The following is a 22,038-nucleotide window of genomic DNA, read 5'->3' on the forward strand; positions in this document are numbered from 1 at the left end:
TTCTTTCGGTTATTCGAAATATCAATACACTACTTTTATTTTAGTCGACTTCAGGGCAATACGCAACTTGCCGAAGCCCTTGGATGCTAAGTAAAAAGGATACCATTACGGCATCCTTTTTGTCATTGCTTGTATAATGAAAGCAAACCATCATCTGTCGAACTTTTCCCGTCGCTTCGTGGACTGGATGAAGAGCTGCTTCAGGGCAACGCTGTCGTCGTTCTTGATAGCCGCCTTGATCAGGTAGAGCTGATCCTCGAACGTCTGGATGCTCTTCAGCAAATACTCTTTGTTCTCAAGAAAAAGTTCACTCCACAGTTCTTCGTTGATTTTGGCGATCCGGGTCAATTCGCGGTAACTGTCGCCGGTAAATTTCTCCGTTTCGCGGCCTTCGACATCGCTGTTGACCAACGCCACGGCGATCGCGTGCGGCAACTGGCTGGTGAAGGCTATCATTTCGTCATGGTAATCGGCAGAGATGCGCGTGATCCTCCCGAACCCCATCTCCATGATCAAAGCTTCCATGAAGGCAAGGTTCTCCTCTTTGTTGGAAGGGAGCGGTGTCAAGATGTAATTCGCATTTTTGTAGACGGAACTACTGGCGAAATCGATGCCTTTTTTTTCACGTCCTGCCATCGGATGACCGAAGACAAAGTCGATCGAGTCAGGCAAAACCGACAGGATATCTTCGATGAAGAACTTTTTGATACCCGTCGCATCCGTTAGAATCGAGCCCGGCTTGAAGTACTGCTTATGGGTAACGATGAAGTCGTGCACCAGACGGGGATAGAGCGAAAAAATCACCAAATCCGATTGCGGTAGGATGTCTTTGCCATCCTGATAGCCCTCCTTGATGAGTCGCTGCGCTTTGGCCTTGTCCAGCGTCGCTTGGTCGATGTCGACCCCGTAAAGATTGCGGTAGCCGGCATCGTGAAGGGCCATCGCGAAAGACCCGCCGATTACGCCCAGACCGACGATCGTGATGTTTAGTTCCTTATTGAGGGTTGTCATGGGCTGATCCTTCCTTTCCTGCTCCAAAGTGGCACGCAACAATTTCAGCGGCGATCTCTTCCAACGGTTTGTCGTTCTTGACGACGAAATCCGCAGCGTCTTGATACAAAGCCTCGCGTTCGGCCTTCAGCGCATGGAGCCGTTCCAGGCCGTCCTTTAAGAGTGGACGATGAGAAACTTCGATGTCATGCGTGATGTCTTCGACTGCGCGGTCAATATAATAGACTGTTCCGCTCTTTTTCAAAGCCACGATATTTTCACTGCGTTTGACGACACCGCCGCCTGTGCTCACGATCGTATCTTCGGAATCGGCAATTTCCTTATAGGCATCCGATTCGATATTACGGAAATAGTCCTCTCCAATCTGGAAGAGGTCGGTGATGCTCTCACCGGTCTTCTCCTCAATGAAGGCATCCGAGTCGATGAAACGGAAACCGGTTATATTGCTTAATAATTTACCTAAAGTCGTCTTGCCTGCACCAGGCATTCCGATCAGGATGATATTTTTTCCCAAATCCTTCACCTATTCCCGTTATTGTGTGATTTTGTCATAGATTTCTTGGTTCACTGCAAGTTCGAAAGGCCGTTCCAGCCAGATTTCCTGGGATTTGATTCCCTGGTGCACCAACATTTCCAATCCATTGCAGGTCTTCAGGCCGGCTGTTTTTGCCAAACGGAGGAATTCGGTTTCCTGTGGGTTGTAGATCAGATCTACTGCCGCACTGAAATGACAGATCACTTCCAATGGTACCGCACTGATGCCGATTTTGTCAGGGAACATGCCGAGCGGTGTCGTGTTGATGATCAGATCGCCTGAGATGTCCGTTATCTCATCATAACTCATCAAGGAGATGCGCGGATCGTCCGGAATATCCGTGAGAGCGCCTTTTTTCCGTGAAACGATGATAATGTTATTGATGCCATTATCCAATAAGTATAGAACGACAGCTTTTGCCGAACCTCCGAAACCCAATACCATTGCCGTCTGGTTTTCGACTGCGATGCTGTGCGAAGCCAACATAGTTCCGAATCCATAATAATCGGTATTAGCACCGTACAGTTTACCTTCTTTTACCTTGATCGTGTTGACAGCACCGATGCGCGTCGCTTCGGGGGTGATCTCATCCAAGTAAGGCATCACCGTCTGTTTGTAGGGAATCGTCACGTTGACTCCGACGAACTGAAGCACGCGGATTCCTTCTATCGCTGCTTCGAGTTCGATAGGGGATAATTCAATATGTTTATAACCGGCATTCATTCCGATCAGATCAAAAAAAGTCGAATGGATCCTTTCTGAATAGCTGTGGCTCAAATGTTCGCCGAATAGTCCGAAAAATTGCATCAGGTTTCACTCCTTTTAGGAAAGTGTAGATTATCGCCATCTAAATTTCAATACCCAGATCAAATTAAAAAAAAATTAAAAAACTCTTGCAATGATTAGAGCGTTTGTTATAATGATGGAAATCAGTCGTTTTCATTATGAGTTCAGCTGGTTAAATGATACACAAGAGAAGAGGTCATCCGATGGGTTCCACGCATGCTATCAATCTTTTACAAACAAACTTTTACTTTACATACTTTACATTCTGGGGCTTCTATTTTAGCGCTGGATATTTTGTTTGGAAAAAATTGCATAGAGCGAATATGAGAAACATCAGGGGATGCGGAAAATAGTTTGCAGGACGGATCGTCAGGCAACAGCATTTTTGGATAACGAAGCTTAACGCGGTGCTCATATCATATGGGCACCGCTTTTTATTTTTTTAAAGCAAAAACATACTAGGAGGAACAAGACATGATCATCATTTTGAAGAAAACGGCCAAAAAAGAGGAAATCGACGAACTGACAAAACGCTTAACAGACAAAGGGGTCATCGTGAGTCCGGTAGTCGGCGAAACAATGACGATATTGGGTTTGGTAGGGGACACTTCGAAAGTATCGATGGACACCATCCAGCAACATCATATCGTCGAACGCGTGTTGAAAGTTCAAGAGCCTTACAAAAAAGCAAACCGTAAATTCCATCCGGACGATACAGTCGTCGAAATTGACGGACAGCGTATCGGTAATGGATACTTCGGAGTGATCGCAGGGCCTTGTTCCGTTGAAGGTGAAGAACAGATCATCAGCATCGCGCAACGCGCAAAAGCGGCAGGCGCTAACTTCCTCCGCGGTGGAGCCTTCAAGCCGCGCACATCCCCATACAGCTTCCAAGGTTTGGAATTGGAAGGCTTGCGTTTATTGAAATTGGCGAAGGAAGCGACGGGCTTGCCGATCGTAACCGAATTGATGTCCACGAAATTCGTAGATGCATTTGAGGCGGATGTCGATATGATCCAAATCGGCGCCCGTAACATGCAGAATTTCGATCTGTTGAAAGAAGTCGGCAAGACGAAGACGCCTGTCCTGTTGAAGCGTGGTTTGTCTGCAACTTACGATGAATGGTTGATGTCTGCTGAATACATCATGTCCGAAGGGAACGAGAACGTCATCCTTTGCGAACGTGGAATCCGCACATTTGAAACGGAAACACGCAATACCTTGGATATCCAAGCCGTTCCGGTCATCCAGAAATTATCCCACTTGCCGATCGTCATCGATCCAAGCCACGCGGGCGGTTCTGCTTACCTCGTGCCATCCATGTCCAAATCGGCAGTCATGTCCGGCGCGAACGGTCTGATGGTCGAAATTCATCACGATCCTGAGAACGCATGGAGTGATGGCCAACAGTGTCTGAACCCGAATGAGTTTGATGAGTTGATGGCTGTCGTAAAACAGTTGATTGCCATTGAAGGAAAGCAATTGGATGCGGTAAAATAAAGGAAACACTTTCGGCGCATTTCAATGCGTTGCCTAGCTTCACGGGTAAGCCTGGAAAGAACCCGTTCCGTTTTTCTTTTAACCTAATCTGAATAAGGAGTGATTCAATGGCTGAATTACATGTTGGACTCGGCAAAAGCAGCTATACGATCTTGATTGAGAATGGCTTGCGCCACCGTCTTCCGCAAGAAATCAAGAAGATATACAGCGGTAAGAAGATTGCCGTCATCACGGATCACAACGTCAATGCGCATTACGGAGCACAGTTGGAGGAAGGGCTTCAGGCTGCCGGTTACGAGACGCTTGTGGTTGTCTTGCCAGCTGGCGAGCAGACGAAAGACTTTCAGATGCTGCCGCAGATCTATGACCAATTATTGGATTTTCAACTGAATCGGAGTGAGCTGATTATTGCCTTGGGTGGCGGCGTCATCGGGGATCTTGCGGGGTTTGCAGCTGCAAGCTTCCTGCGCGGTGTCCCATTCATCCAGATTCCGACTTCCTTATTGGCTCAAGTGGACAGCAGCATCGGAGGCAAGGTCGGCGTAGACTTGGCAAGAGGTAAGAATCTGGTCGGAGCTTTCTATCAACCGAAGAAAGTATTCATCGATCCGGAAATGCTGAACACGTTGTCGGATCACTTTTTCCGTGACGGTCTAGGCGAAGTCATCAAGTACGGCTGCATCAAGGACGCTGAATTCTTCAGTTTCTTGCAGACACTGCATACCCGTGAAGAGTTGATGGCGCACATCGAAAAAATCCTCTACACGTGCTGCGACATCAAGCGCAGAGTCGTGGAAGAGGATGAAAAGGATACCGGCGAACGGATGCTGCTGAACTTTGGCCACACAATTGCCCATGCTTTGGAAACGTACACCCATTATTCGAAATACTCGCACGGAGAAGCGGTCGCGATCGGCATGGTCGCCATCACACGTCTTTCCGAGAAAAAAGGCTTCACCAAACCGGGAACGGCAGCTGCCATCAAAGCATTGGCGAAACAAGTCGGATTGCCTACGGAGCTCAACATAGGGGAATTCGACTTGGACAGCTTGTTGGCGATCATGACATTGGACAAAAAGAATTTGGATAACCATCTGAAAGTGATCCTGTTGAAGGAAATCGGAAACAGCTACGTCCAGAACGAAACCATCGCTTTCTTTGATGGTCTGGAGAACATCTAGAACGAATACTATATAGAAGAAACAGCAGAAATAAAATCGAAGAAACAAACAGGAGGATTACCATGGATTTGACGATACAGCCACATAAGCTATCGGGAACAGTGACTGTCCCGCCTTCAAAGAGTTTGGCGCACCGAGCTGTCATCTGTGCCGCACTTTCCGACGGCACCTGCAAAATCGACAACATCGCGCTTTCGGATGACATCATCGCAACTATAGAGGCCATGAAGGCATTCGGGGCAATCATTGAGCAGGAAGGCAGCGCCTTGACGATCACCGGCGCGGGCCAATACGTCACAGAAGCAAAAGTTGCTGAGAGCGCAACGACCGCTGAGCACCTGATCGACTGCAATGAATCCGGTTCGACGCTGCGTTTTGTTGTGCCGATTTCGACACTTTTCCAAGGCGCGAGCCGCTTCGTCGGCAGAGGGAATCTGGGCAAACGTCCATTGACGATCTTCTACGATATTTTCGAGGAACAAGGTATCACTTACAAACCGACTGAAGGCGAACTTGATTTGGTAGTGGACGGCAACCTGAAACCGGGTCATTTCTCATTTCCTGGGAATGTCAGCTCACAATTCATAACGGGTCTCTTGTTCACCTTACCGTTGTTGGATGGAGACTCGGTCATCAAAATCACGACGCCGCTTGAATCAATCGGCTATATCGATTTAACGCTGGATGTCATGAGTGCTTTCGGTGTGACCATCGAAAACGTTGGCCATCAACTCTTCCGGATTTCGGGAGGACAGTCCTACAAAGCGACGGATTACCGCGTCGAAGGGGATTATTCCCAAGCGGCCTTCTTCCTTTGCGCTGATGCATTGGGCAACGACTTGTTGGTGGACGATCTCTCGATGGATTCGCTGCAGGGCGATCGCGCTGTCGTCTCCATTCTGGAAGCGATGGGCGTTTCTTTCGAAAAGCAAAGCAATGGCCTGATCGGCACCGGGACAAAGGGGCTGCACGGTACGCTGATCGATGCGTCGCAATGCCCCGACATCATTCCGGTCGTCGCGTTGACAGCATGTCTGAGCGAAGGCAAAACGGAAATCATCAATGCCGGCAGACTGCGCATCAAAGAATGTGATCGTCTGCAAGCAACAGCCAGCGAATTGAAGAAACTGGGCGCTGACATCGAAGAGTTGCCGGAAGGCCTGCTGATCCATGGCGTTAAATCGCTGAAGGGCAAAGAGACGGTCTGGAGCTACAAAGACCATCGCATCGCCATGATGTTGGCGATCGCTGCGACAGTGTGCGAACAGCCGATCACGATCACGGATGCCGAGTGCGTTTCAAAATCGTATCCGGATTTTTGGGAAGACTATAAAGCAATAGGAGGCAAGATACAATGAGTGGTGTATTTGGGAATAAATTAAAGGTATCCATTTTCGGAGAATCACATGGTTCGGCGATCGGTGTCACCATCGACGGTCTGCCGCCAGGCCATGAAATAGATATGGATAAAGTTCTGGAAGAAATGAAACGGAGAGCGCCAGGCCAAGGAGCTTTGACGACGCCAAGGAAAGAAAAAGATCAGCCTGAAATCTTGAGCGGTTACTTCAACGACATGACGACAGGTAGCCCGCTTGCGGCGATCATCCGCAACAGCGATACGCGCTCCAAGGACTACAGCCAGATGAAGAAGTTGATGCGTCCCGGACAGGCCGACTATCCAGGATATGTCCGTTACGACGGCTTCAATGATTACCGCGGCAGCGGCCATTTCTCGGGCCGAATCACGGCACCGTTAGTATTTGCTGGTGCGATTGCGAAGCAATTGCTTGAAAAACAAGGCATCACCATCGGCGGCCACGTCAAGAGCGTTGCCAAAATCCAGGACGACAGCTTCCTTAATACGGAAGTCACACCTGAAATGCTGAAGAGCTTTGCCGGTAAAGAACTGCCTTTATTGAACGAGTCGCTTGAAGAAGAGATGCGTAATCTGATCCGTGAAGCGAAAGCCAGCGGCGATTCCGTCGGCGGTACTGCGGAAATCTGCGTATTGGGCATCCCAGCCGGAGTCGGCAACCCATTCTTTGATTCCGTTGAGTCCGTTCTGGCGCACATTCTATTCTCCGTGCCTGCCATCAAAGGATTGGAGTTCGGAAGCGGCTTCGGTATCGCAGAGATGCTGGGATCGGAAGCGAATGATTCCTACTACTATGACGGCGATCAGATCAAGACCCGTACGAACCATAACGGTGGTATTTTGGGGGGCATCACGGACGGCATGCCGATCATCTACAAAGTTGCCATCAAGCCGCCAGCATCCATCACAAAGGTGCAGCAAACCATCAATATCGAAGACAAAACGGCTGCTGAATTATCGGTTGAGGGCAGACACGATCCAATCATCGTACCGCGCGCCATCCCTGTATTGGAGGCCGTGACGGCGATCGCAATCCTGGATCTGCTGTTGGATTCAAAATTCTACAAATACGACTAGGATGAACGGAGTGGAAGGCGAGTATGACGGATTTAGAAGACTATCGTAAAGAGTTGGATGCTCTTGACCGGGAGCTAGTGGCGCTGTTCGAGAAACGGATGCAGCTTTCCCAGGCTATCGGTAATTACAAGCGGGCCCACGATTTGCCCATTTTTGATGAAAGCCGGGAGCAGCGTGTAGTGGAACAGAATCTTACCCATCTGAAGAGTGAGGAGTTTGCGGTGCAGACCCATCATTTCCTGGATACGATCATGGATCTTTCGAAGGAGGTCCAGAAGGATATCCGGGCAGCCGCGAACGATTATGAGCAGATTTTTGCAATCCACGAACCAAAGCAGCAGGCGCAGATCGGTTATTTCGGGGAAACGGGATCCTTCTGCGAAGAAGCGATGCTGGATTATTTTAAAGAAGCGCCTGTGGATCCGAAAAACTACCATACCTTCGAATCATTATTTATAGGTATCCAGAACGGAGAAATCGATTATGGTGTTCTGCCTGTGGAAAATTCCTCTACTGGTGCGATTTCACAAGTGCTCGACCTGTTGTACAAATATGGACTTTCCATAGTGGGCGAGCAATACGTCAAAATCGAACAGCATCTGATCGGCCTGGAAGAGACCAGCCTTGATCAGATAGAGGAAGTCTATTCGCACCCACAAGGCTTCCAGCAATCAACCGATTATTTCAAGGACCATGAACAGTGGCGTCAGATTCCATTCCACAGCACATCCGACAGCGCCAAAATGGTGAAGGATTCCGGCGATGTGCACAAGGGTGCCATCGCCAGCAGAAGAGCCGCAGCGATCCACGGGCTCTCCATTTTGGCGGAGAGCATCCAGAATCAAAGTGAAAATACAACGCGCTTCATCATCGTCGGCAAAGATCTTGAGTCGAATCCGCGCTGCAATAAAGTCAGTGTAGTATTTTCCTTGGACAATCAGGCCGGAACGCTTTTCAAGCTGCTGCGTCATTTCGCGAGGTATCATATCAATCTGATCAAAATCGAATCCCGCCCGGTCGAAGGGGAAAAGTGGGAATACCTGCTGTACCTGGATTTTGAAGGCAACATCTCCGATGAAAACGTCCACGAAGCCCTGCGCTTCATTCATCGAAGCAGCGTCTATTTCCGTTTATTGGGCTGCTACATCGCCGCAACGGAAAATAAATAAGAAAAGCCAGCAATACCTGCCTTGTGCGGTGCGTTGCTGGCTTTTTGTTTTTCGAATCTTGCAGTCCAGATCAAAAATGGGTACTATTAAGAAGAGAAAGCGTTAGGGAAGGGTGAGTTTATTGAAAGCAGCAGAGAGACGGAATGAAATCATCAAATTATTGGAAGCCAGCGATCAACCGGTGAACGCCACCCAACTGGCTGAAAGATTATCGGTCAGCCGTCAGGTCATCGTGGGGGATATCGCATTGATCCGTGCCAAAGGGATTGAAATCCTGGCAACACCGCGAGGCTATCTATCCGCGAGTGCCTTTAAAGGTGAAGGCAGCCTGTTCACGGGGAAAATTGCCTGTCAGCATTCGCAATCCGATACAGTCACTGAACTGAACATTATCGTAGACAACGGTGGCGAGGTCGTTGACGTTCAAGTCGAGCATCCTGTCTATGGCACATTGACAGGAGAACTGTATATTCGATCGCGCCACGATGTCATCGATTTTATGAAAAGAATTGCCTCAAACGAAGCGGCGATGCTGTCTTCGCTGACAGGCGGCGTGCATCTGCATACACTTGCTTGTAACGATGAAGAAACCTTCCTGCGCATCAAAATGGAACTGCAGGAAGCGGGAATCCTGTATTCCGGGTAAGCTACCTGAGAATAAGCTTGACAACTCCTGAAAAGATTATATAATATATTACAACTGTCAAGACAGTTGTAAACATCTTTGGAGGGATTGGCCGAATGAATACACGTACACAAACGAAACACATTACGATAGCTGCTCTACTGATTGCGATAGGGATCCTGATACCGATGATTTCCCCTTTGAAAATTATTCTGGAACCGGCATCCTTCACCTTGGCTAGCCATGTGGCAACGATGATTGCTATGTTCCTTTCGCCAGGCATTGCGGTTGCGGTTGCCTTCGGAACAGCTGTCGGCTTCATGTTAGGAGGCTTTCCGTTGGTCGTAGTTCTGCGTGCGGCAACGCATATGATCTTTTCTTATGTCGGCGCAAAATATATCCAAAAGCATCCGGAAATGGCTCATGACATCAAAAAATCATTGCTGTTCAGCTTCGTTCTTGGTGTATTGCATGCTGGCTGTGAGGTCATTGTCGTAAGCCTGTTCTACTTTGCAGGAAACCTTACGGAAGCGTACTATGATAAAGGTCTGATTTCTTCCGTCATGCTGTTGGTAGGCGTAGGAACCGTCATCCACAGCATGGTCGATTACTGGTTGGCCCAAGTCGTCTGGAAAACAGTCGGGAAAAAAGCCCTGCCTGTACGTTCGGTGTAGATCGGAAAATGAATGAAATAAAAAGGACGCATCCGGCTTCAAGTACCGGATGCGTCCTTTTATTATTGGGGTGTCTGAAGAGTACAACAGCTGCCGCCCTGGCTGTCGGGCATTCCGAGCGTGATTCATCGTGAACAGTCGAGAAAGCAGCCATCTGTCTACTGTTCCGTGTCCACAGCCAGCCAGATAACCGACAGCCAATCATTCAGCCAGTAAGAAAAGCTGAACGGGTTCGTTCAGCCCTGAAAGAAATTTAGGAAATCTGTCCGACTGAGCATCGAAGAGCGCAATAGGACAGATTTATCTAATTTCCGAAGGGCTAACCCGTGAAGCTAGACATCATTTTAGATGCATGACTTAACCATTCGCAAGCAAAAATTCGCATAAGTTGGGATCATAGATGAAAATTTCGCCAGTCTCTATGATATAGTGCCAACCGCTTATCTGTAGCTTGTCGGCCTCCATCCTTTCGGCGATGTAAGGATGGCTAATCAAATGTTTCAGCTGCTCCAAGACATTCCCTTGTTCCATCATCCAGGCACGCGCCTCGGGTTCGGATTCCGGAATTTCTTTCAGTACACGATCGCGGACGGGGTGAATGAGTTCCAGCCACTTGCGCGTATGCGGCAAATCATCCAGTTTACCCTCGGGATATAGGCAAGCAGCACAGCCGCCGCAGTTCGAATGGCCGCAGATGATGATATTCTCAACGCCAAGTGCGAGCACAGCGTACTCGATGGCGGATGTCGTCGCCAAATATTCCGAAGAGACCCGGTAAGGCGGAGCGATGTTGGCGATGTTGCGGATGATGAACAATTCGCCTGGCAACGTTCCGGTAATCATGTTCGGATCGATGCGTGAATCGGAACAGGAAATGAAGAGGGTATGAGGTTTTTGGGAACTTTTTAATCCTTTGAACAACTCACGATGAGATTCAAAATCCCTCCTCCTGAAATTGACGATACCTTTTAATAACTTATCCAAGCTCATACCTTCTTTCTGAAATAATTATCCGAACAACACTTGTGCGAATTGCACGATGATCGGGATGGTGAATAAGGACAATAAAGTGGTCAATACTACGAGACGCGCTCCATATTCGTAGTCGCCGCCGAACAGCCGGCCAAGAATGGCGGTATTCGTTGCAGCCGGTGCACAGGAAGCGATAGTCAGGACGATTTCCACCATATAGTCATCGATTGGCAGCAAATAAATGATGCCGATCGAGATGAGGGCGGTGACGATCAAACGGAGGAAAGTAGTCCAATACGCTTTCGGGAACGCCAATAATTCCGAAAAATTACTGTTGGCGATGTAGCTACCAAGAATGATCATGGCCAGTGGTGTATTCAACGCTGCCAAGCTGTCGACTGACTTCCAGAGAAACTCAGGTACCGGCAGGCGACTAATGTAGATGCACAAACCGATGGCAGCCCCGATCATGCCGGGATTAAGGATGGTTTGCCGCAGCGTCATCGCTTTTTTGTCGCCGGATATCAGATATTGGCCATAAGTCCACTGGGTGACGTTGTTTGCCATGATGTAGCCGGACATGAAAAAGACGCCCTCATAGCCCACCGTCGCGAGTACCAATGGTATACCGACGAAGCCAGCATTCGGGAAAACTGTGTGGCATATTTATCGATGCGATCCTCTTTTTTCAGCAGCACATGGGCAATGGCTGCGCGGATGGAAATCGTCAGAAAAGCCGCTAAAGTCGCCCATAACAACAGCTTCAACCGCTTTGCGTCAAAATCGGCGTTAAACGAGGTGATCATAGTCGCAGGCATCACAAACAGGGTAAGAATGGTCGATATCTGACGCGTACCCTCGCTATTGATGACATTTGATCGGATCAGAAGAAAACCAAAGAACATGATGCTGAACATGGTCAGCAATTGTTGAAAAACGATGCTTATCAAAGTGGTGCGGCACTCCTTTCGTCTACGAGAACTTAGGTTCAGTCTTTTTCTTTTCCTAACATGATAACACACCACGTGATATAATTTTAAGGAAAATCTCATAAATGTCTAGTATAATGTACTGGTATGCATCGTAAAACAAACAACAGCGAGTTGAGCTGAGGAATGGAGAAATATAAATGGCTAAAGTAGAGAGTTTTGAATTGGACCACGATTTGGTGAAGGCTCCGTATGTCCGCCAAGCAGGCTATGAAGTGCACCAAACGGGAGCGATCGTCACAAAATTCGATCTGCGTTTTGTGCAACCCAACCAGGATGCTTTACCGACAGGGGCTCTGCACACCTTGGAACACCTTTTGGCGATCAATATCCGTGATTATGTGGATGGCGTCATCGATTTGTCACCGATGGGTTGCCGTACCGGGTTTTACATGATCTGTTGGGGTGAACATACTCCGGAAGAAATCGCTTCTGCTTTGGAAAAAGTGCTGCAGATTGTATTGGAAACGACAGTCGTTCCGGCAACGACCGCAAAGGAATGCGGAAATTACCGCGATCATTCCTTGTTCGGCGCACAAGAATACGCGAAGCAAGTGTTGGCAGCCGGTATCAGCCGCGACCCTTTCACGCGCACAGTCTAGATAACGAGAAAGGAGAATCTGCAATGACTAAAGAATTGATCGTAAGAACAGGACCGCAAGAATACGAATGCAGAGAGGGTGTTCTGTCGACTTTACCGAAACGTTTGGAAGAACGCTTCGTAAAAAATATTTTGATTGTGCATGGAGCCGTATCTTGGCAAAAAGCCCGCCCGTACCTTGAAGCTCTCTACAAAACTGACTTTTCGATTTCTGAACTGGCTTTTTCGGGCGAATGCAGTTATGAAGAAGTCGATCGCATTGTCCGCTTGGCTTCACAAAACGATTGCGATGCAATCATCGGTGTCGGTGGCGGAAAAATCATGGATGCCGTGAAATACGCTGCCGCGAAAGCGGGTTGCATCCTGAGTGTGATGATTCCCACATTGGCGAGCAATTGCGCGCCTTGGACACCGTTGAGTGTCATGTACACTGAGGAAGGCGTATTTATCCGCTATGATTTCCTGCAGCAACAAGCTTCGCTTTTGTTGTTGGAACCGCGCTTGATCATCGATTCGCCGAAGGATTTCTTTGTGGCCGGATTGGCGGATACGCTGGCCAAATGGTACGAATCGGATGAAATCCTTTCGCTGCCTGAGAATGCGCAGCAGCCGATGCTGATGATGGCGCGCCAAGCAGCTTCTATCTGCAGACAAAGCATTTTGGATCACGCTGAATTGGCGATCGCGAGCCTGGAAGCAGGCGAAGTGACGGAAGCTTTTGTGAAACTGACGGAAGTGATCACTTCCATAAGCGGAATGGTCGGGGGGATGGGTGACGCTTTTGCGCGTACGACAATCGCCCATGAAATCCACGATGCCATCACTAATTTCCCCGAATCGCATCATTTCCTGCACGGCCATAAAGTAGCCTATGGCATCATGGTGCAATTGGCTTATGAGAAGAAATGGGCGGAAATCGACAATCTTATCCCGTTCTATGAACACCTAGATATTCCGAAGAGCCTTTCTGATCTGCATTTGGACAGACTGGATGCAGAAGACATCATGGAAATCGCCCGTCTGTCGACCAAACCTGAAGCACCGGTGCACGGCCTGCCGTATGAAGTCACTGCCGTTTTGATGGCGGAAGCAATTCAAGCACTTGATAAGTACATGGCGAATTTGCCGAAACTTTGATCCAAGCGCTCAGTATCCGAACGTCCACTGTTCTAACCGGGTTGCTGGTCTTTTCGATTTGGCAAATTCTGAAATAATCGGTATACTGTAAACACGAACATTTACCGTCAGAAAAATACCCATATATGATAAGCGAGGGAACGTCGATGAACAGTGAAGAATTAGTGTCCAGAGCAAGAGTCGCCATGCAGCATGCATACAGCCCGTATTCGCATTTTCCGGTAGGGGCGGCAGTCCTCTACAAGGACGGGGCAGTGATTGAAGGCGTAAATGTGGAAAATGTTTCCTTCGGCGCCACCAACTGCGCAGAACGGACTGCCTTATTCACAGGTGTGACACGAGGCTACCGTAAAGAGGATGTAGCTGCCATCGCCATAGCGGGCGACACAGATACATTCCTTCCACCGTGCAGTATCTGCCGACAGGTGATGGTGGAGTTGTGCGGCTATGAAACACCAGTCTATCTATCCAACAAGCACGGGAAAATCAAGGATCTGACGATCAAAGAACTGGTTCCGTATGCCTTTACAGAATTAAATATGTAAAAACAACTGCTGCCCACCAGTCCAAGGTGGGCAGCAGTTGTTTTGTTTTGGAGCGGATGCGTCGTTTTGTGATCCTACATTTTCAGAAACAGCAAGTAGGCGAACGTCATCACCAGCAGCAAATGAGCGCTGATGCCGCCGAGGCAAAGGTAAAGGGTATCCCGTTTGGTTTCATTGATTGTTTGGTACAGGCTTGCGATGAATGTCACCAGATAGCTGGATAGATGAACCAAAAACAGTAAAAGCACCGGTATCGCCATCAAAATTGGGGCAATCAGGCTAATCACAAACGCAGCGCTTAACAGCAACAAGCCAAAAGCGTTCATTCCCGCATATTGCGTCATCCAGTTGTGTAAGGCATGACGTCTGTGCAAAAAGAATGTTTTGATCAGATACGCCAGCAGGGGATAGAGATAATAGAATGTCAGGAACAGCAGGAAATTCTTCATGAACCAAACAACTGGTTCGATTTGAAAAGTGACGGATGGCAACAAGGAAATCTGCGAAAGCAGGTCATATTGTTTTGTCAATGCAACTGCAATGCGCGTCACTAATCCGGCCGAAAGCAATGCTGAAAGGACGAAGGTGAAGTAACCGTAAAGGTTGTGACTTTCTCTGCGTGATTTTCTGGTCTCCGCGGGGTCTTTCATTTTTTTCCACAGAAAACGGATGTAGCGGGTGGCTTTATGTTTGGCCTCATTAAAAGTGAAGGATTGTTTTTCAGCGCGCGAAGTCGCTTCTGAGTACGCTTCATCATCAGCCATAACATCTAAAATATGTTCTGTAGACTCCTCGAACAAAGTGGACTGATAAAACGCATCTTGAGGGATCGCTTCCGAACCGGAAACATCCGACCCGCACATGGGACAGATTAAAGCTTCTTTCGGGATACGATTGTGGCAATAGATACATATCTTCATTGGATTTTCTCCTTCTCGCTAGTAACTAACTTCTAGAATAATTCAGTTTGTTGGATATAGCAAGGTTATTTTTCCGACAAACATTTTGTATTGGAGGCAATAATTCGGTATGATAAAGACAGTATAAATGAGAGGAATGACAGCATAATGAAAATGTTACATACTTGCATTCGCGTGCAGCACTTGGACAAATCGATTGCATTCTACAAAGAGGCTTTTGATTTCCGCGAGAAAAAGAAGCTGGATTACCCTGAGCACAAATTTTCTATCGTCTATTTAGGCTTGGAAGGCGATGATTATGAGTTGGAGCTGACCTACAATTACGATCACGAACCTTACAACATCGGTGACGGTTATGGACATATCGCAATCGGGGTGGACGAATTTGAAGCCCTTCATGACAAACAGGTGGCAGCCGGATTCAATGTGACCGACTATAAAGGTTTGCCTGATTCTTCAGTAAGATATTACTTCATCACCGATCCGGATGGCTATAAGGTCGAAGTCATCCAGAACAATTAGGAGGGCCTTATGGAGAAAACGACCAAGCGGAAATTGCTTTTCATCGGCGACAGCATCACCGACGTCGGCCGCAACCGAAACAATCCTGATTCGTTGGGAAAAGGCTATGTAGCTTTGATAGCGAAGGATCTTGCGGACAGGGATGATTCCGAACGCTACCAGCTGATCAACCGCGGCATCAGCGGGAACCGAATCTTGGACATAGCGGAAAGATGGCACGCAGACTGTGTTTCGCTCGAACCCGATGTCGTCACTTTGTTGATTGGCATTAATGATACGTGGCACAATGTCGGCGATGAAACGGTGTTCGCGACCGAGGCGGGGGCTGAGCAGTTCGAGATGCATTACCGCCACTTGCTGGCCTCCTTGCGGAAAAAGTCGGATGCACGGCTCATTCTGATGGAGCCCTTTGTCTTCCCTTATCCGGAAGACCGCAAAACTTGGCGGGTTGATTTGGATCCGAAACAGGAAATCGTCAAACGCCTAGCCGAAGAATTCGATGCTGAATGGATTGGGTTGGATGCTTATCTGAATGCAATTGGTGCTATCGATGGCTATGAAACATTATCGAATGACGGCGTCCATCCGACCAAAAAAGGCCACCAGCTCATCGCCGATGCTTGGCTGAAGCAATTTGACCAGGGGGGCAAAAAGTAAGGGCCAGTTCGTCAGGTGTATGCAACTAAAAGAAAAGACTTGCTTTCTTGGTTTCTGCATGATAAGATGTTTTACATGCGATGAGGCGACGAGCAATCAGGTGGGTTCGCCCATTCCGCGCAAGCGGCGAAGTGATTGCAAATCAAACGGGACATACGTGCTTGCACAACCACAGGATGTGGATGTTTGATGGTGACTGCTGTGAACAGTCCCATCCATGGGTTTACCCATGCCGTATCAGAAGAATGGGTCGGAAAGATGAACACTTAGGTGTTTGCCTTTCCGGCCCTTTCTTTTTGTGGTTTCAGTAGTGGGGCGGGGGCCGTCAGCTCCGGCGAGGAGTGGTTCACCGGAGCTGACGACCGCCAAAGAACCGCTCCTTCTGCGAAGATCGCTTCGCCGGAAGAGGGAACGTCAAAGTCTTACCACCTCCGATAAAGGCCGCTTCACCGGAGAAGCGCTCGGTCCTTCGATTTCTTCAGATGTTCTCCAGCCAAGCCAACTAAATCAACCACAGCCGGACCCCAAACCTGCAAGGGCTTTATTAGGCGGTGCGGCCTCATTGCGGTATAATCTAAGTAGGAAATTCAGGAAAGATTGGAGGCGCCTCAATTGAAAAAACTGAAATTATTGATACTATCGCTGCTGTCATTCTCGCTGGTGGGTTGCTCATTCATAACGACGGAAAAAACGAGTGTTTCGCAACAGGACGCTGTCGGAGTAGACAACGTGACGACCGAAATATCCAAAATGGATGGAGAAGTAGGAGCGGGTTTGCTTATCGGCGAAAAGGTAGTGACCACCGTCCACCTTTCCTATGAAACGTTGAAATATGATGATTCCATCGCTTATCTGAAGGAAATTGTCGCTAAGTACGGGGCCTATGTTGAGTACTCCTACGAATCCAGCGGCGGCGACATGTTCTATACTACCTCTTCATTGAGTCAAAGCTATCGCCAAGGCAGTTACACGATAAGGATCCCGAAAGATTCCGTGACGGCCTTCTTGGATGATCTGGAGGGCGGCTTGGGCACAAAAGTCAGCGAGCAGCAGGGCAATGAGGACGTGACGCAATATTACGAGGACACAACAACGCGCATCAGCGTACTGCAAAGGAAAGAAGAGCGTTTGTTGGCGCTGCTCGATCAAGCAGAAACAGTCGAGGAGATCCTGGCTATCGAAGACAGTCTCAGTGCTGCCATATCCGAAAGGGAAGTACTTCAGGCTGAGTTGGACAACATCGATGACTTGATCGACTATACGGCTTTGTATCTGACCGTTTCCGAGCGTTCGCGCATCTCGAATAACCAAGGCGGATCGACGCCTTTCTGGGGTCGCGTCAAGGATGCGTTCACCGATTCGCTTTATTCCTTCTACTATTGGTTGCAGGATGCCGCAATCTGGTTCATCTATGCACTGCCCTTCTTTGTAGCCGTTCTATTGTTGTTGTTGCTTTTATGGGTAATCAAAAAACTGTTCGGTAAAACGATTTGGGGCAAACAAAGAGCTGAAAAGCAGCTTCTGGAAAGAAAACGGATCGAAGCGCGCCGGAAAGAACGGTTTGACCGGACCCACCCAAGAAAACCGGGAGGAACAACTGTTGCATCCAAGACCACAGTGACACCGCCGGCATCGCCGACAGATGTCGTGCCACCCATTCCGGAAACTCCGACAGCAAAAAATGAAGACGCAAAGGGAAATGCGACTGAAGAAGGCGATAAGGAAGACCCATTGGAACCTTAAATTCAGCAAGCACGCCTATGAAACAGAAGAAGCAGCCATCGAATCTCAGCGGATTCGGTAGCTGCTTCTTTATTTTTGGCTATGCGGATTGCATAATCAAAAAAATATTATGAATTTTTCAGGACGATCGTTTCGATGACATTGGCCGCAGCCTCAAAGGAATCGGTAGCCCGTTCGAACCGGTCGTAAATGTTCGTCGTCGCCATTGTCGCCAGTGCATCTTTCTGTTCGACAAATAATTTTTTGACCGAACGAGTATACAGGGAATCTCCCCGTTTTTCAAGGCGATTAATTGCGATGATGGCATCCTTGATCACTTTTGATTTCTTGAAATTTTTCAGGTCGTTGATGGCTTCGTCAAGACTCAATGCGCTTTTTTCGATGATGTCCATAAATTTCAGCATTTCCGGCGTGATTTCTTTGATCTGATAAATATCGATGTGGATGAGCGTATCTTCGATTGTGTCGATGGTTGTGTCCAATTCACCAGCCAAGTTGATGATATCCTCACGTTCGAGTGGAGGCAGGAAATCACTGTACAGGTAGCTCATCATCTCATGTTTCTTCTGATCCGCTGCATGTTCGATCTCGTGCAGTTCCTTCAGCCGTGCTTCCAGAGTCTCAAGATTATAGTCATTCAAAATACTGGTCATCAGCTTGGCTGCGGCAACGCCCATTGCGGAAACTTCGATAAATTCTTGATAGTAACTGTATTCTTTTGTTTTTTTTCTCTTAAGCATAATTGCAATCTCCTCAGAATATATTCATGAATATTAGCGCCATCAGATAGCCTACCAGACCACAGCCCGGGAAAGTCAGTACCCAAGCCCACACCATTTCTTTAACTGTGATCCAATTTACCGATGATAGTCTTTTGGCAGCCCCAACGCCCATGATGGCAGTTGTTTTTGTATGTGTGGTACTGACCGGTAATCCCCAGATGGAAGAGAGTAAAAGACAGGCTGCCGCGCCGACGTCCGCGCTGAAGCCTTGGTAACCTTCCAACTTAACCATGTTCATGCCCACGGTTTTGATAATTTTATAGCCGCCGATGGACGTACCTAAGGCCATCACGAATGAACAGAGAATCATGAGCCAAAGTGGGATGATGAATTGCGTTGTATCGCTATTTCCTTGGCCAAGGAAAATTCCCAGCATGAAAATCCCCATAAATTTTTGACCATCTTGAGCGCCGTGCATAAAGGCCATCGCCGCTCCTCCTAAGACCTGTCCCTTTTGGAAAAAAGGCCCCGTTTTTTGCCGCAGCTTATTTTTGCAGATGGTGGTGGTGATCTTCGATACGGCAAATCCGAAGCCGAAGCCCAAGATGGTGGAGAGGAACAGACCGTAGATGACTTTGATCCACTCTGATCCGTTGATGGCGCCGAACCCACCTTGAAGTGCAATCGCAGCCCCTGAAATGCCTGCAATGAGCGCATGGCTTTCGCTGGTCGGAATTCCGAAATACCAGGCTGCCGTTGCCCAAAGCACGATTGCGAAAAGAGCAGCACAGAGAGCGATAATCGAAAGTTTTGGGTCGTTCCCGAAATCGACCATATTTGCGATTGTTTGGGCAACTGTCGCGTTGATGGATGTCATCACGAACACGCCCAGAAAGTTGAATACGGCAGCCATAAGAATGGCTTTTTTTGGAGCGATGGATCGGGTGGATACACACGTTGCGATTGCGTTCGGAGCATCGGTCCAACCGTTCACTAAAATCACACCCAAAGTCAATACCACTATGATCAAAAGAATAGGGTTCGTCTGGATGCTGTCGATAAAATCCGAAAATGTAATTGTCATAGATTGCACTTCCACGCTTTCTTCGTAGCGTTCTCAATTAAATGAAACCATCCGCTTTCATTTCGGAAGGCTGCAAAGTACAGCCGGATTCCTTATTGGGCAGAGGCAGCAAGCTTGGTGAGTCCGCTATCTTATTGTTAGATGATGAACAATATACATTCTACTCCTTCCTGAACAAAATTAGAATAGCTTTTTTTGAAAGAAAAGCAGTGAACAATAGACTACTGTTTTCGTTTTTGAAAGACGCTTCCGAAATGAATGCTGTCACATTCGCAAGAATACTGAAATTAAATCTTTTGCGGTATCCATGCGGGTTCTGATATATGGTAAAATAGTAGGATAGGAGGGTATATATTATGGTAAAAAGAAAACTGTATATCATTTCATTAGATGCATTTGGTGCCAGTGACTTAGAATTTGCCAAGACGCTGCCCCATTTCCAGGAAATTTTTAACAGAAGCGCACGCGTCAAAGAAGTGGAGTCGGTCTATCCATCTTTGACATACGTAGCGCATACTTCAATTGCAACAGGGATGAATCCAAACCGTCATGGAATCATCCATAATACCCATCGGCAACCGGAAAGGCAGTCACCCGACTGGTATTGGTACGCCAAAGAAATAAAGAAGGCAACGATGTTTGATGTCGCCAAGCAGGCGGGATACACAATCTGCACTTTGCTTTGGCCGGTCACGGGGAAAAGCCCTTCCATCGATTACAATCTAGCTGAAATTTTTCCGAATAGGTCTTGGCAAAACCAGGTGATGGTTTCTGCTTTTGCCTCCAGCACAAAATATGCGCTGAAGATGAATAAAAAATATGGTTCATTGCGGAACGGGATAGCCCAGCCGGAATTGGATGAATTTGTGACTGCGATAGCGGTCGATACAATCAAGACGAAGCAGCCGGATCTGTTGGCTGTCCATCTGGTGGATCTGGACAGCATGCGCCATGAGTATGGCGTTTTGAGCGATCAAGCAAAAGAAGCTGTTATCAGGATGGATCGCCATCTCGGACAGATCATTGATGCAATGAAGGAAATGAACATTTATGAAGATACCGTGTTGGCAGTGATGGGCGATCATTACCAGATCGATACGCACACAGTCATTCGCCCAAATTACTTATTTTTGGATAAAGGGTGGCAGACGATTGATCGCAAAAGGAATATCAAGGACTGGAAAGTGCTGGCAAAAGCCGCAGATGGGGCTTGCTATATTTACCGGAAAGATCTCAGTGTCACCAATAAAATGATCCTGGATGCATTGAAAGGTATCGAAGACAGGGTCGAGACCATTTATTCGGCTGCAGAAGCCAGAAAAATGGGAGCGGATGAGAATGGTCTCTTCATTCTGGAAGCAAAGCCGGGTTATTATTTCGAAAGCGATGTGCTCTATCCTTTCATGGAAAGTACCGCCAAAAATCTTCCCGACAGAAAATTACACAGCGCAACGCACGGCTTCAGTCCAAAAAAGAAAAAATATGCCACGACGCTGATGGTTTCCGGACCCGGCATCGACAAAGATGCAGTTGTGGAAAAGGGCAGGCTGATAGATGAAGGGCCAACCTTGTTGCATGCAATCGGATTGAAATTTCCGGAGGCTACTGATGGCAGGATCATCAACAAAATATTTCTGTAATCAGTAGCATTCAATCCTCTTAAGATTCCGATTAAATTGGGGGTGCACCGGAAGTTGTGCCTTAAGTTAAAGCCCACTGTTTCAACGTTTTTAAATATCAAGTAAAAATAATCCTGAATTGTAAAAATTATGCCACAATCTTCGCAAAACAGGTTTTTTCTTCCTTGTATATGTAAGCGGCAACAAGTTTGGAGCTTCTCAAATTATTAAATGGGAAATATAAAACAAACTTTTTCTGTATGTTTTCTTGTTTCTGTTTATAAAGAGAGATTGTCAGAGTGTTGCTGCAACAAGCTTTTTTGATCCATTTCTCATCATTATCTAACTTTTTACTCATTTTTTAGGAGTCAGTCGAAGTCTACAAAGTGATATTTATAGCTTACATTAGTATAGCGTTTACAATGTTGTGTTTGTATAAAAAATCGATTAAGGCTGATAGATTATTACTGTTTATAAAACACGTTGAGTTTCAATATATTTATTATGAATTATGGCAAAATCATCTTAAACATGGTATTATGGATATATATTAATGAAAGGGCCTAGCATGATTAAATAAATCATTATTGGATC

At 47.4% G+C, this 22,038-nt stretch carries 23 protein-coding genes; 14 read left to right on the top strand and 9 right to left on the bottom strand.

The genetic code is table 11. The annotated features are described in order from the left end of the window. Nucleotides 1-150: 150 nt before the first annotated feature. From BMZ71_RS03560 to aroE, 3 genes are read right to left on the bottom strand one after another with little or no spacing between them, the layout of a single operon-like run. Nucleotides 151-1,011 (bottom strand): prephenate dehydrogenase, encoded by an 861-nt coding sequence (locus BMZ71_RS03560; protein ID WP_086988244.1) that lies wholly within the window; start codon nucleotides 1,009-1,011, stop codon nucleotides 151-153. Beyond that, complete coding sequence (locus BMZ71_RS03565; protein WP_086988243.1) at nucleotides 995-1,525, bottom strand: shikimate kinase; 531 nt, start codon at nucleotides 1,523-1,525, stop codon at nucleotides 995-997. The genes BMZ71_RS03560 and BMZ71_RS03565 overlap by 17 nt, the downstream gene beginning before the upstream one ends. Before the next feature lie 18 nt (nucleotides 1,526-1,543). Beyond that, the gene (gene aroE, locus BMZ71_RS03570; protein WP_086988242.1) at nucleotides 1,544-2,353 is read right to left on the bottom strand and encodes a shikimate dehydrogenase; all 810 of its coding nucleotides are present in this window, start codon (nucleotides 2,351-2,353) and stop codon (nucleotides 1,544-1,546) included. Between the two features lie 453 nt (nucleotides 2,354-2,806). Between aroE and aroF the strand changes: the two genes are divergently transcribed. From aroF to BMZ71_RS03605, 7 genes are all read left to right on the top strand, one after another. Further along, nucleotides 2,807-3,832 (top strand): 3-deoxy-7-phosphoheptulonate synthase, encoded by a 1,026-nt coding sequence (gene aroF, locus BMZ71_RS03575; RefSeq protein WP_086988241.1) that lies wholly within the window; start codon nucleotides 2,807-2,809, stop codon nucleotides 3,830-3,832. A gap of 107 nt (nucleotides 3,833-3,939) precedes the next feature. Then, on the top strand, nucleotides 3,940-5,013 hold the full coding sequence (gene aroB, locus BMZ71_RS03580; RefSeq protein WP_086988240.1) for a 3-dehydroquinate synthase: 1,074 nt from the start codon (nucleotides 3,940-3,942) through the stop codon (nucleotides 5,011-5,013). A 62-nt stretch (nucleotides 5,014-5,075) separates the two neighbouring features. Beyond that, nucleotides 5,076-6,371, top strand: coding sequence for a 3-phosphoshikimate 1-carboxyvinyltransferase (gene aroA, locus BMZ71_RS03585; protein ID WP_086988239.1), 1,296 nt, complete (start codon nucleotides 5,076-5,078; stop codon nucleotides 6,369-6,371). After that, nucleotides 6,368-7,465 carry a chorismate synthase gene (aroC, locus tag BMZ71_RS03590; protein WP_086988238.1) on the top strand — a complete coding sequence of 366 codons (1,098 nt, stop codon included), beginning with the start codon at nucleotides 6,368-6,370 and terminating at the stop codon, nucleotides 7,463-7,465. Before aroA ends, aroC begins: the two co-directional genes overlap by 4 nt. A 23-nt stretch (nucleotides 7,466-7,488) precedes the next feature. Further along, a complete protein-coding gene (gene pheA, locus BMZ71_RS03595) occupies nucleotides 7,489-8,634 on the top strand; it encodes a prephenate dehydratase (RefSeq protein ID WP_086988237.1) in 1,146 nt (381 codons plus the stop codon). A 121-nt stretch (nucleotides 8,635-8,755) separates the two neighbouring features. After that, nucleotides 8,756-9,280 (top strand): transcription repressor NadR, encoded by a 525-nt coding sequence (locus BMZ71_RS03600; RefSeq protein ID WP_177187481.1) that lies wholly within the window; start codon nucleotides 8,756-8,758, stop codon nucleotides 9,278-9,280. Between the two features lie 95 nt (nucleotides 9,281-9,375). Beyond that, a complete protein-coding gene (locus tag BMZ71_RS03605; protein ID WP_068561724.1) occupies nucleotides 9,376-9,933 on the top strand; it encodes a hypothetical protein in 558 nt (185 codons plus the stop codon). A gap of 357 nt (nucleotides 9,934-10,290) precedes the next feature. Here BMZ71_RS03605 and BMZ71_RS03610 read toward each other — a convergent pair whose 3' ends face one another. Genes BMZ71_RS03610 through BMZ71_RS14625 form a run of 3 tightly spaced genes read right to left on the bottom strand, consistent with a single transcriptional unit; the run spans nucleotide 10,291 to nucleotide 11,855 of the window. Further along, nucleotides 10,291-10,917, bottom strand: a complete 627-nt coding sequence (locus BMZ71_RS03610) for a carbonic anhydrase (protein WP_198143334.1) — start codon at nucleotides 10,915-10,917, stop codon at nucleotides 10,291-10,293. Between the two features lie 24 nt (nucleotides 10,918-10,941). Continuing rightward, entirely contained in the window at nucleotides 10,942-11,511 is a 570-nt protein-coding gene (locus BMZ71_RS03615; RefSeq protein ID WP_342724306.1) for an AEC family transporter, read from the bottom strand. Then, the gene (locus BMZ71_RS14625) at nucleotides 11,430-11,855 is read right to left on the bottom strand and encodes an AEC family transporter (RefSeq protein WP_143071388.1); all 426 of its coding nucleotides are present in this window, start codon (nucleotides 11,853-11,855) and stop codon (nucleotides 11,430-11,432) included. Before BMZ71_RS14625 ends, BMZ71_RS03615 begins: the two co-directional genes overlap by 82 nt. 179 nt (nucleotides 11,856-12,034) lie before the next feature. Here BMZ71_RS14625 and BMZ71_RS03620 point away from each other — a divergent pair, with 179 nt between their 5' ends. The 3 genes from BMZ71_RS03620 to BMZ71_RS03630 all read left to right on the top strand — a co-directional run bounded on the left by BMZ71_RS03620 (nucleotide 12,035) and on the right by BMZ71_RS03630 (nucleotide 14,177). Then, a complete protein-coding gene (locus tag BMZ71_RS03620) occupies nucleotides 12,035-12,496 on the top strand; it encodes an S-ribosylhomocysteine lyase (protein WP_068561722.1) in 462 nt (153 codons plus the stop codon). Between the two features lie 23 nt (nucleotides 12,497-12,519). After that, nucleotides 12,520-13,632, top strand: coding sequence for an iron-containing alcohol dehydrogenase family protein (locus tag BMZ71_RS03625; RefSeq protein ID WP_177187482.1), 1,113 nt, complete (start codon nucleotides 12,520-12,522; stop codon nucleotides 13,630-13,632). A 146-nt stretch (nucleotides 13,633-13,778) separates the two neighbouring features. Further along, nucleotides 13,779-14,177, top strand: coding sequence for a cytidine deaminase (locus BMZ71_RS03630; protein ID WP_068561720.1), 399 nt, complete (start codon nucleotides 13,779-13,781; stop codon nucleotides 14,175-14,177). A 74-nt stretch (nucleotides 14,178-14,251) separates the two neighbouring features. Here the strand turns inward: BMZ71_RS03630 and BMZ71_RS03635 are convergent, their stop codons facing one another. Then, nucleotides 14,252-15,097: a hypothetical protein gene (locus tag BMZ71_RS03635; protein WP_086988233.1), complete on the bottom strand. Its 846-nt coding sequence runs from the start codon at nucleotides 15,095-15,097 to the stop codon at nucleotides 14,252-14,254. Nucleotides 15,098-15,244: 147 nt separating this feature from the next. Here BMZ71_RS03635 and gloA point away from each other — a divergent pair, with 147 nt between their 5' ends. The 3 genes from gloA (at nucleotide 15,245) to BMZ71_RS03650 (ending at nucleotide 18,019) form a co-directional block, all read left to right on the top strand. After that, a complete protein-coding gene (gloA, locus tag BMZ71_RS03640) occupies nucleotides 15,245-15,619 on the top strand; it encodes a lactoylglutathione lyase (RefSeq protein ID WP_068561718.1) in 375 nt (124 codons plus the stop codon). Between the two features lie 9 nt (nucleotides 15,620-15,628). Continuing rightward, nucleotides 15,629-16,276, top strand: a complete 648-nt coding sequence (locus BMZ71_RS03645; RefSeq protein ID WP_086988232.1) for an SGNH/GDSL hydrolase family protein — start codon at nucleotides 15,629-15,631, stop codon at nucleotides 16,274-16,276. Nucleotides 16,277-16,888: 612 nt separating this feature from the next. Continuing rightward, nucleotides 16,889-18,019 carry a DUF4349 domain-containing protein gene (locus tag BMZ71_RS03650; protein ID WP_086988231.1) on the top strand — a complete coding sequence of 377 codons (1,131 nt, stop codon included), beginning with the start codon at nucleotides 16,889-16,891 and terminating at the stop codon, nucleotides 18,017-18,019. Between the two features lie 107 nt (nucleotides 18,020-18,126). Here the strand turns inward: BMZ71_RS03650 and BMZ71_RS03655 are convergent, their stop codons facing one another. After that, complete coding sequence (locus BMZ71_RS03655) at nucleotides 18,127-18,759, bottom strand: DUF47 domain-containing protein (protein ID WP_086988230.1); 633 nt, start codon at nucleotides 18,757-18,759, stop codon at nucleotides 18,127-18,129. A gap of 13 nt (nucleotides 18,760-18,772) precedes the next feature. Further along, a complete protein-coding gene (locus BMZ71_RS03660; RefSeq protein ID WP_086988229.1) occupies nucleotides 18,773-19,825 on the bottom strand; it encodes an inorganic phosphate transporter in 1,053 nt (350 codons plus the stop codon). 356 nt (nucleotides 19,826-20,181) lie between these two features. On the opposite strand from BMZ71_RS03660, the gene BMZ71_RS03670 reads away from it, so the two are divergent. Beyond that, nucleotides 20,182-21,465, top strand: a complete 1,284-nt coding sequence (locus tag BMZ71_RS03670; protein ID WP_086988227.1) for an alkaline phosphatase family protein — start codon at nucleotides 20,182-20,184, stop codon at nucleotides 21,463-21,465. The last annotated feature ends 573 nt before the right edge of the window (nucleotides 21,466-22,038 follow it).

Origin of the sequence: Trichococcus flocculiformis (assembly GCF_900113645.1) — a bacterium.
Taxonomy (GTDB): domain Bacteria; phylum Bacillota; class Bacilli; order Lactobacillales; family Aerococcaceae; genus Trichococcus; species Trichococcus flocculiformis.

Bases quoted from the DNA above. Each gene is read 5' to 3' on its own strand.
- aroC (WP_086988238.1), top strand. From the start codon at position 6,368: ATGAGTGGTGTATTTGGGAATAAATTAAAGGTATCCATTTTCGGAGAA.
- gloA (WP_068561718.1), top strand. From the start codon at position 15,245: ATGAAAATGTTACATACTTGCATTCGCGTGCAGCACTTGGACAAATCG.
- BMZ71_RS03560 (WP_086988244.1), bottom strand. From the start codon at position 1,011: ATGACAACCCTCAATAAGGAACTAAACATCACGATCGTCGGTCTGGGC.
- BMZ71_RS03630 (WP_068561720.1), top strand. From the start codon at position 13,779: ATGAACAGTGAAGAATTAGTGTCCAGAGCAAGAGTCGCCATGCAGCAT.
- BMZ71_RS03620 (WP_068561722.1), top strand. From the start codon at position 12,035: ATGGCTAAAGTAGAGAGTTTTGAATTGGACCACGATTTGGTGAAGGCT.
- BMZ71_RS03670 (WP_086988227.1), top strand. From the start codon at position 20,182: ATGGTAAAAAGAAAACTGTATATCATTTCATTAGATGCATTTGGTGCC.
- BMZ71_RS03605 (WP_068561724.1), top strand. From the start codon at position 9,376: ATGAATACACGTACACAAACGAAACACATTACGATAGCTGCTCTACTG.
- BMZ71_RS03655 (WP_086988230.1), bottom strand. From the start codon at position 18,759: ATGCTTAAGAGAAAAAAAACAAAAGAATACAGTTACTATCAAGAATTT.
- BMZ71_RS03635 (WP_086988233.1), bottom strand. From the start codon at position 15,097: ATGAAGATATGTATCTATTGCCACAATCGTATCCCGAAAGAAGCTTTA.
- aroB (WP_086988240.1), top strand. From the start codon at position 3,940: ATGGCTGAATTACATGTTGGACTCGGCAAAAGCAGCTATACGATCTTG.
- BMZ71_RS03645 (WP_086988232.1), top strand. From the start codon at position 15,629: ATGGAGAAAACGACCAAGCGGAAATTGCTTTTCATCGGCGACAGCATC.
- aroA (WP_086988239.1), top strand. From the start codon at position 5,076: ATGGATTTGACGATACAGCCACATAAGCTATCGGGAACAGTGACTGTC.
- aroF (WP_086988241.1), top strand. From the start codon at position 2,807: ATGATCATCATTTTGAAGAAAACGGCCAAAAAAGAGGAAATCGACGAA.
- BMZ71_RS03660 (WP_086988229.1), bottom strand. From the start codon at position 19,825: ATGACAATTACATTTTCGGATTTTATCGACAGCATCCAGACGAACCCT.
- aroE (WP_086988242.1), bottom strand. From the start codon at position 2,353: ATGCAATTTTTCGGACTATTCGGCGAACATTTGAGCCACAGCTATTCA.
- pheA (WP_086988237.1), top strand. From the start codon at position 7,489: ATGACGGATTTAGAAGACTATCGTAAAGAGTTGGATGCTCTTGACCGG.
- BMZ71_RS03625 (WP_177187482.1), top strand. From the start codon at position 12,520: ATGACTAAAGAATTGATCGTAAGAACAGGACCGCAAGAATACGAATGC.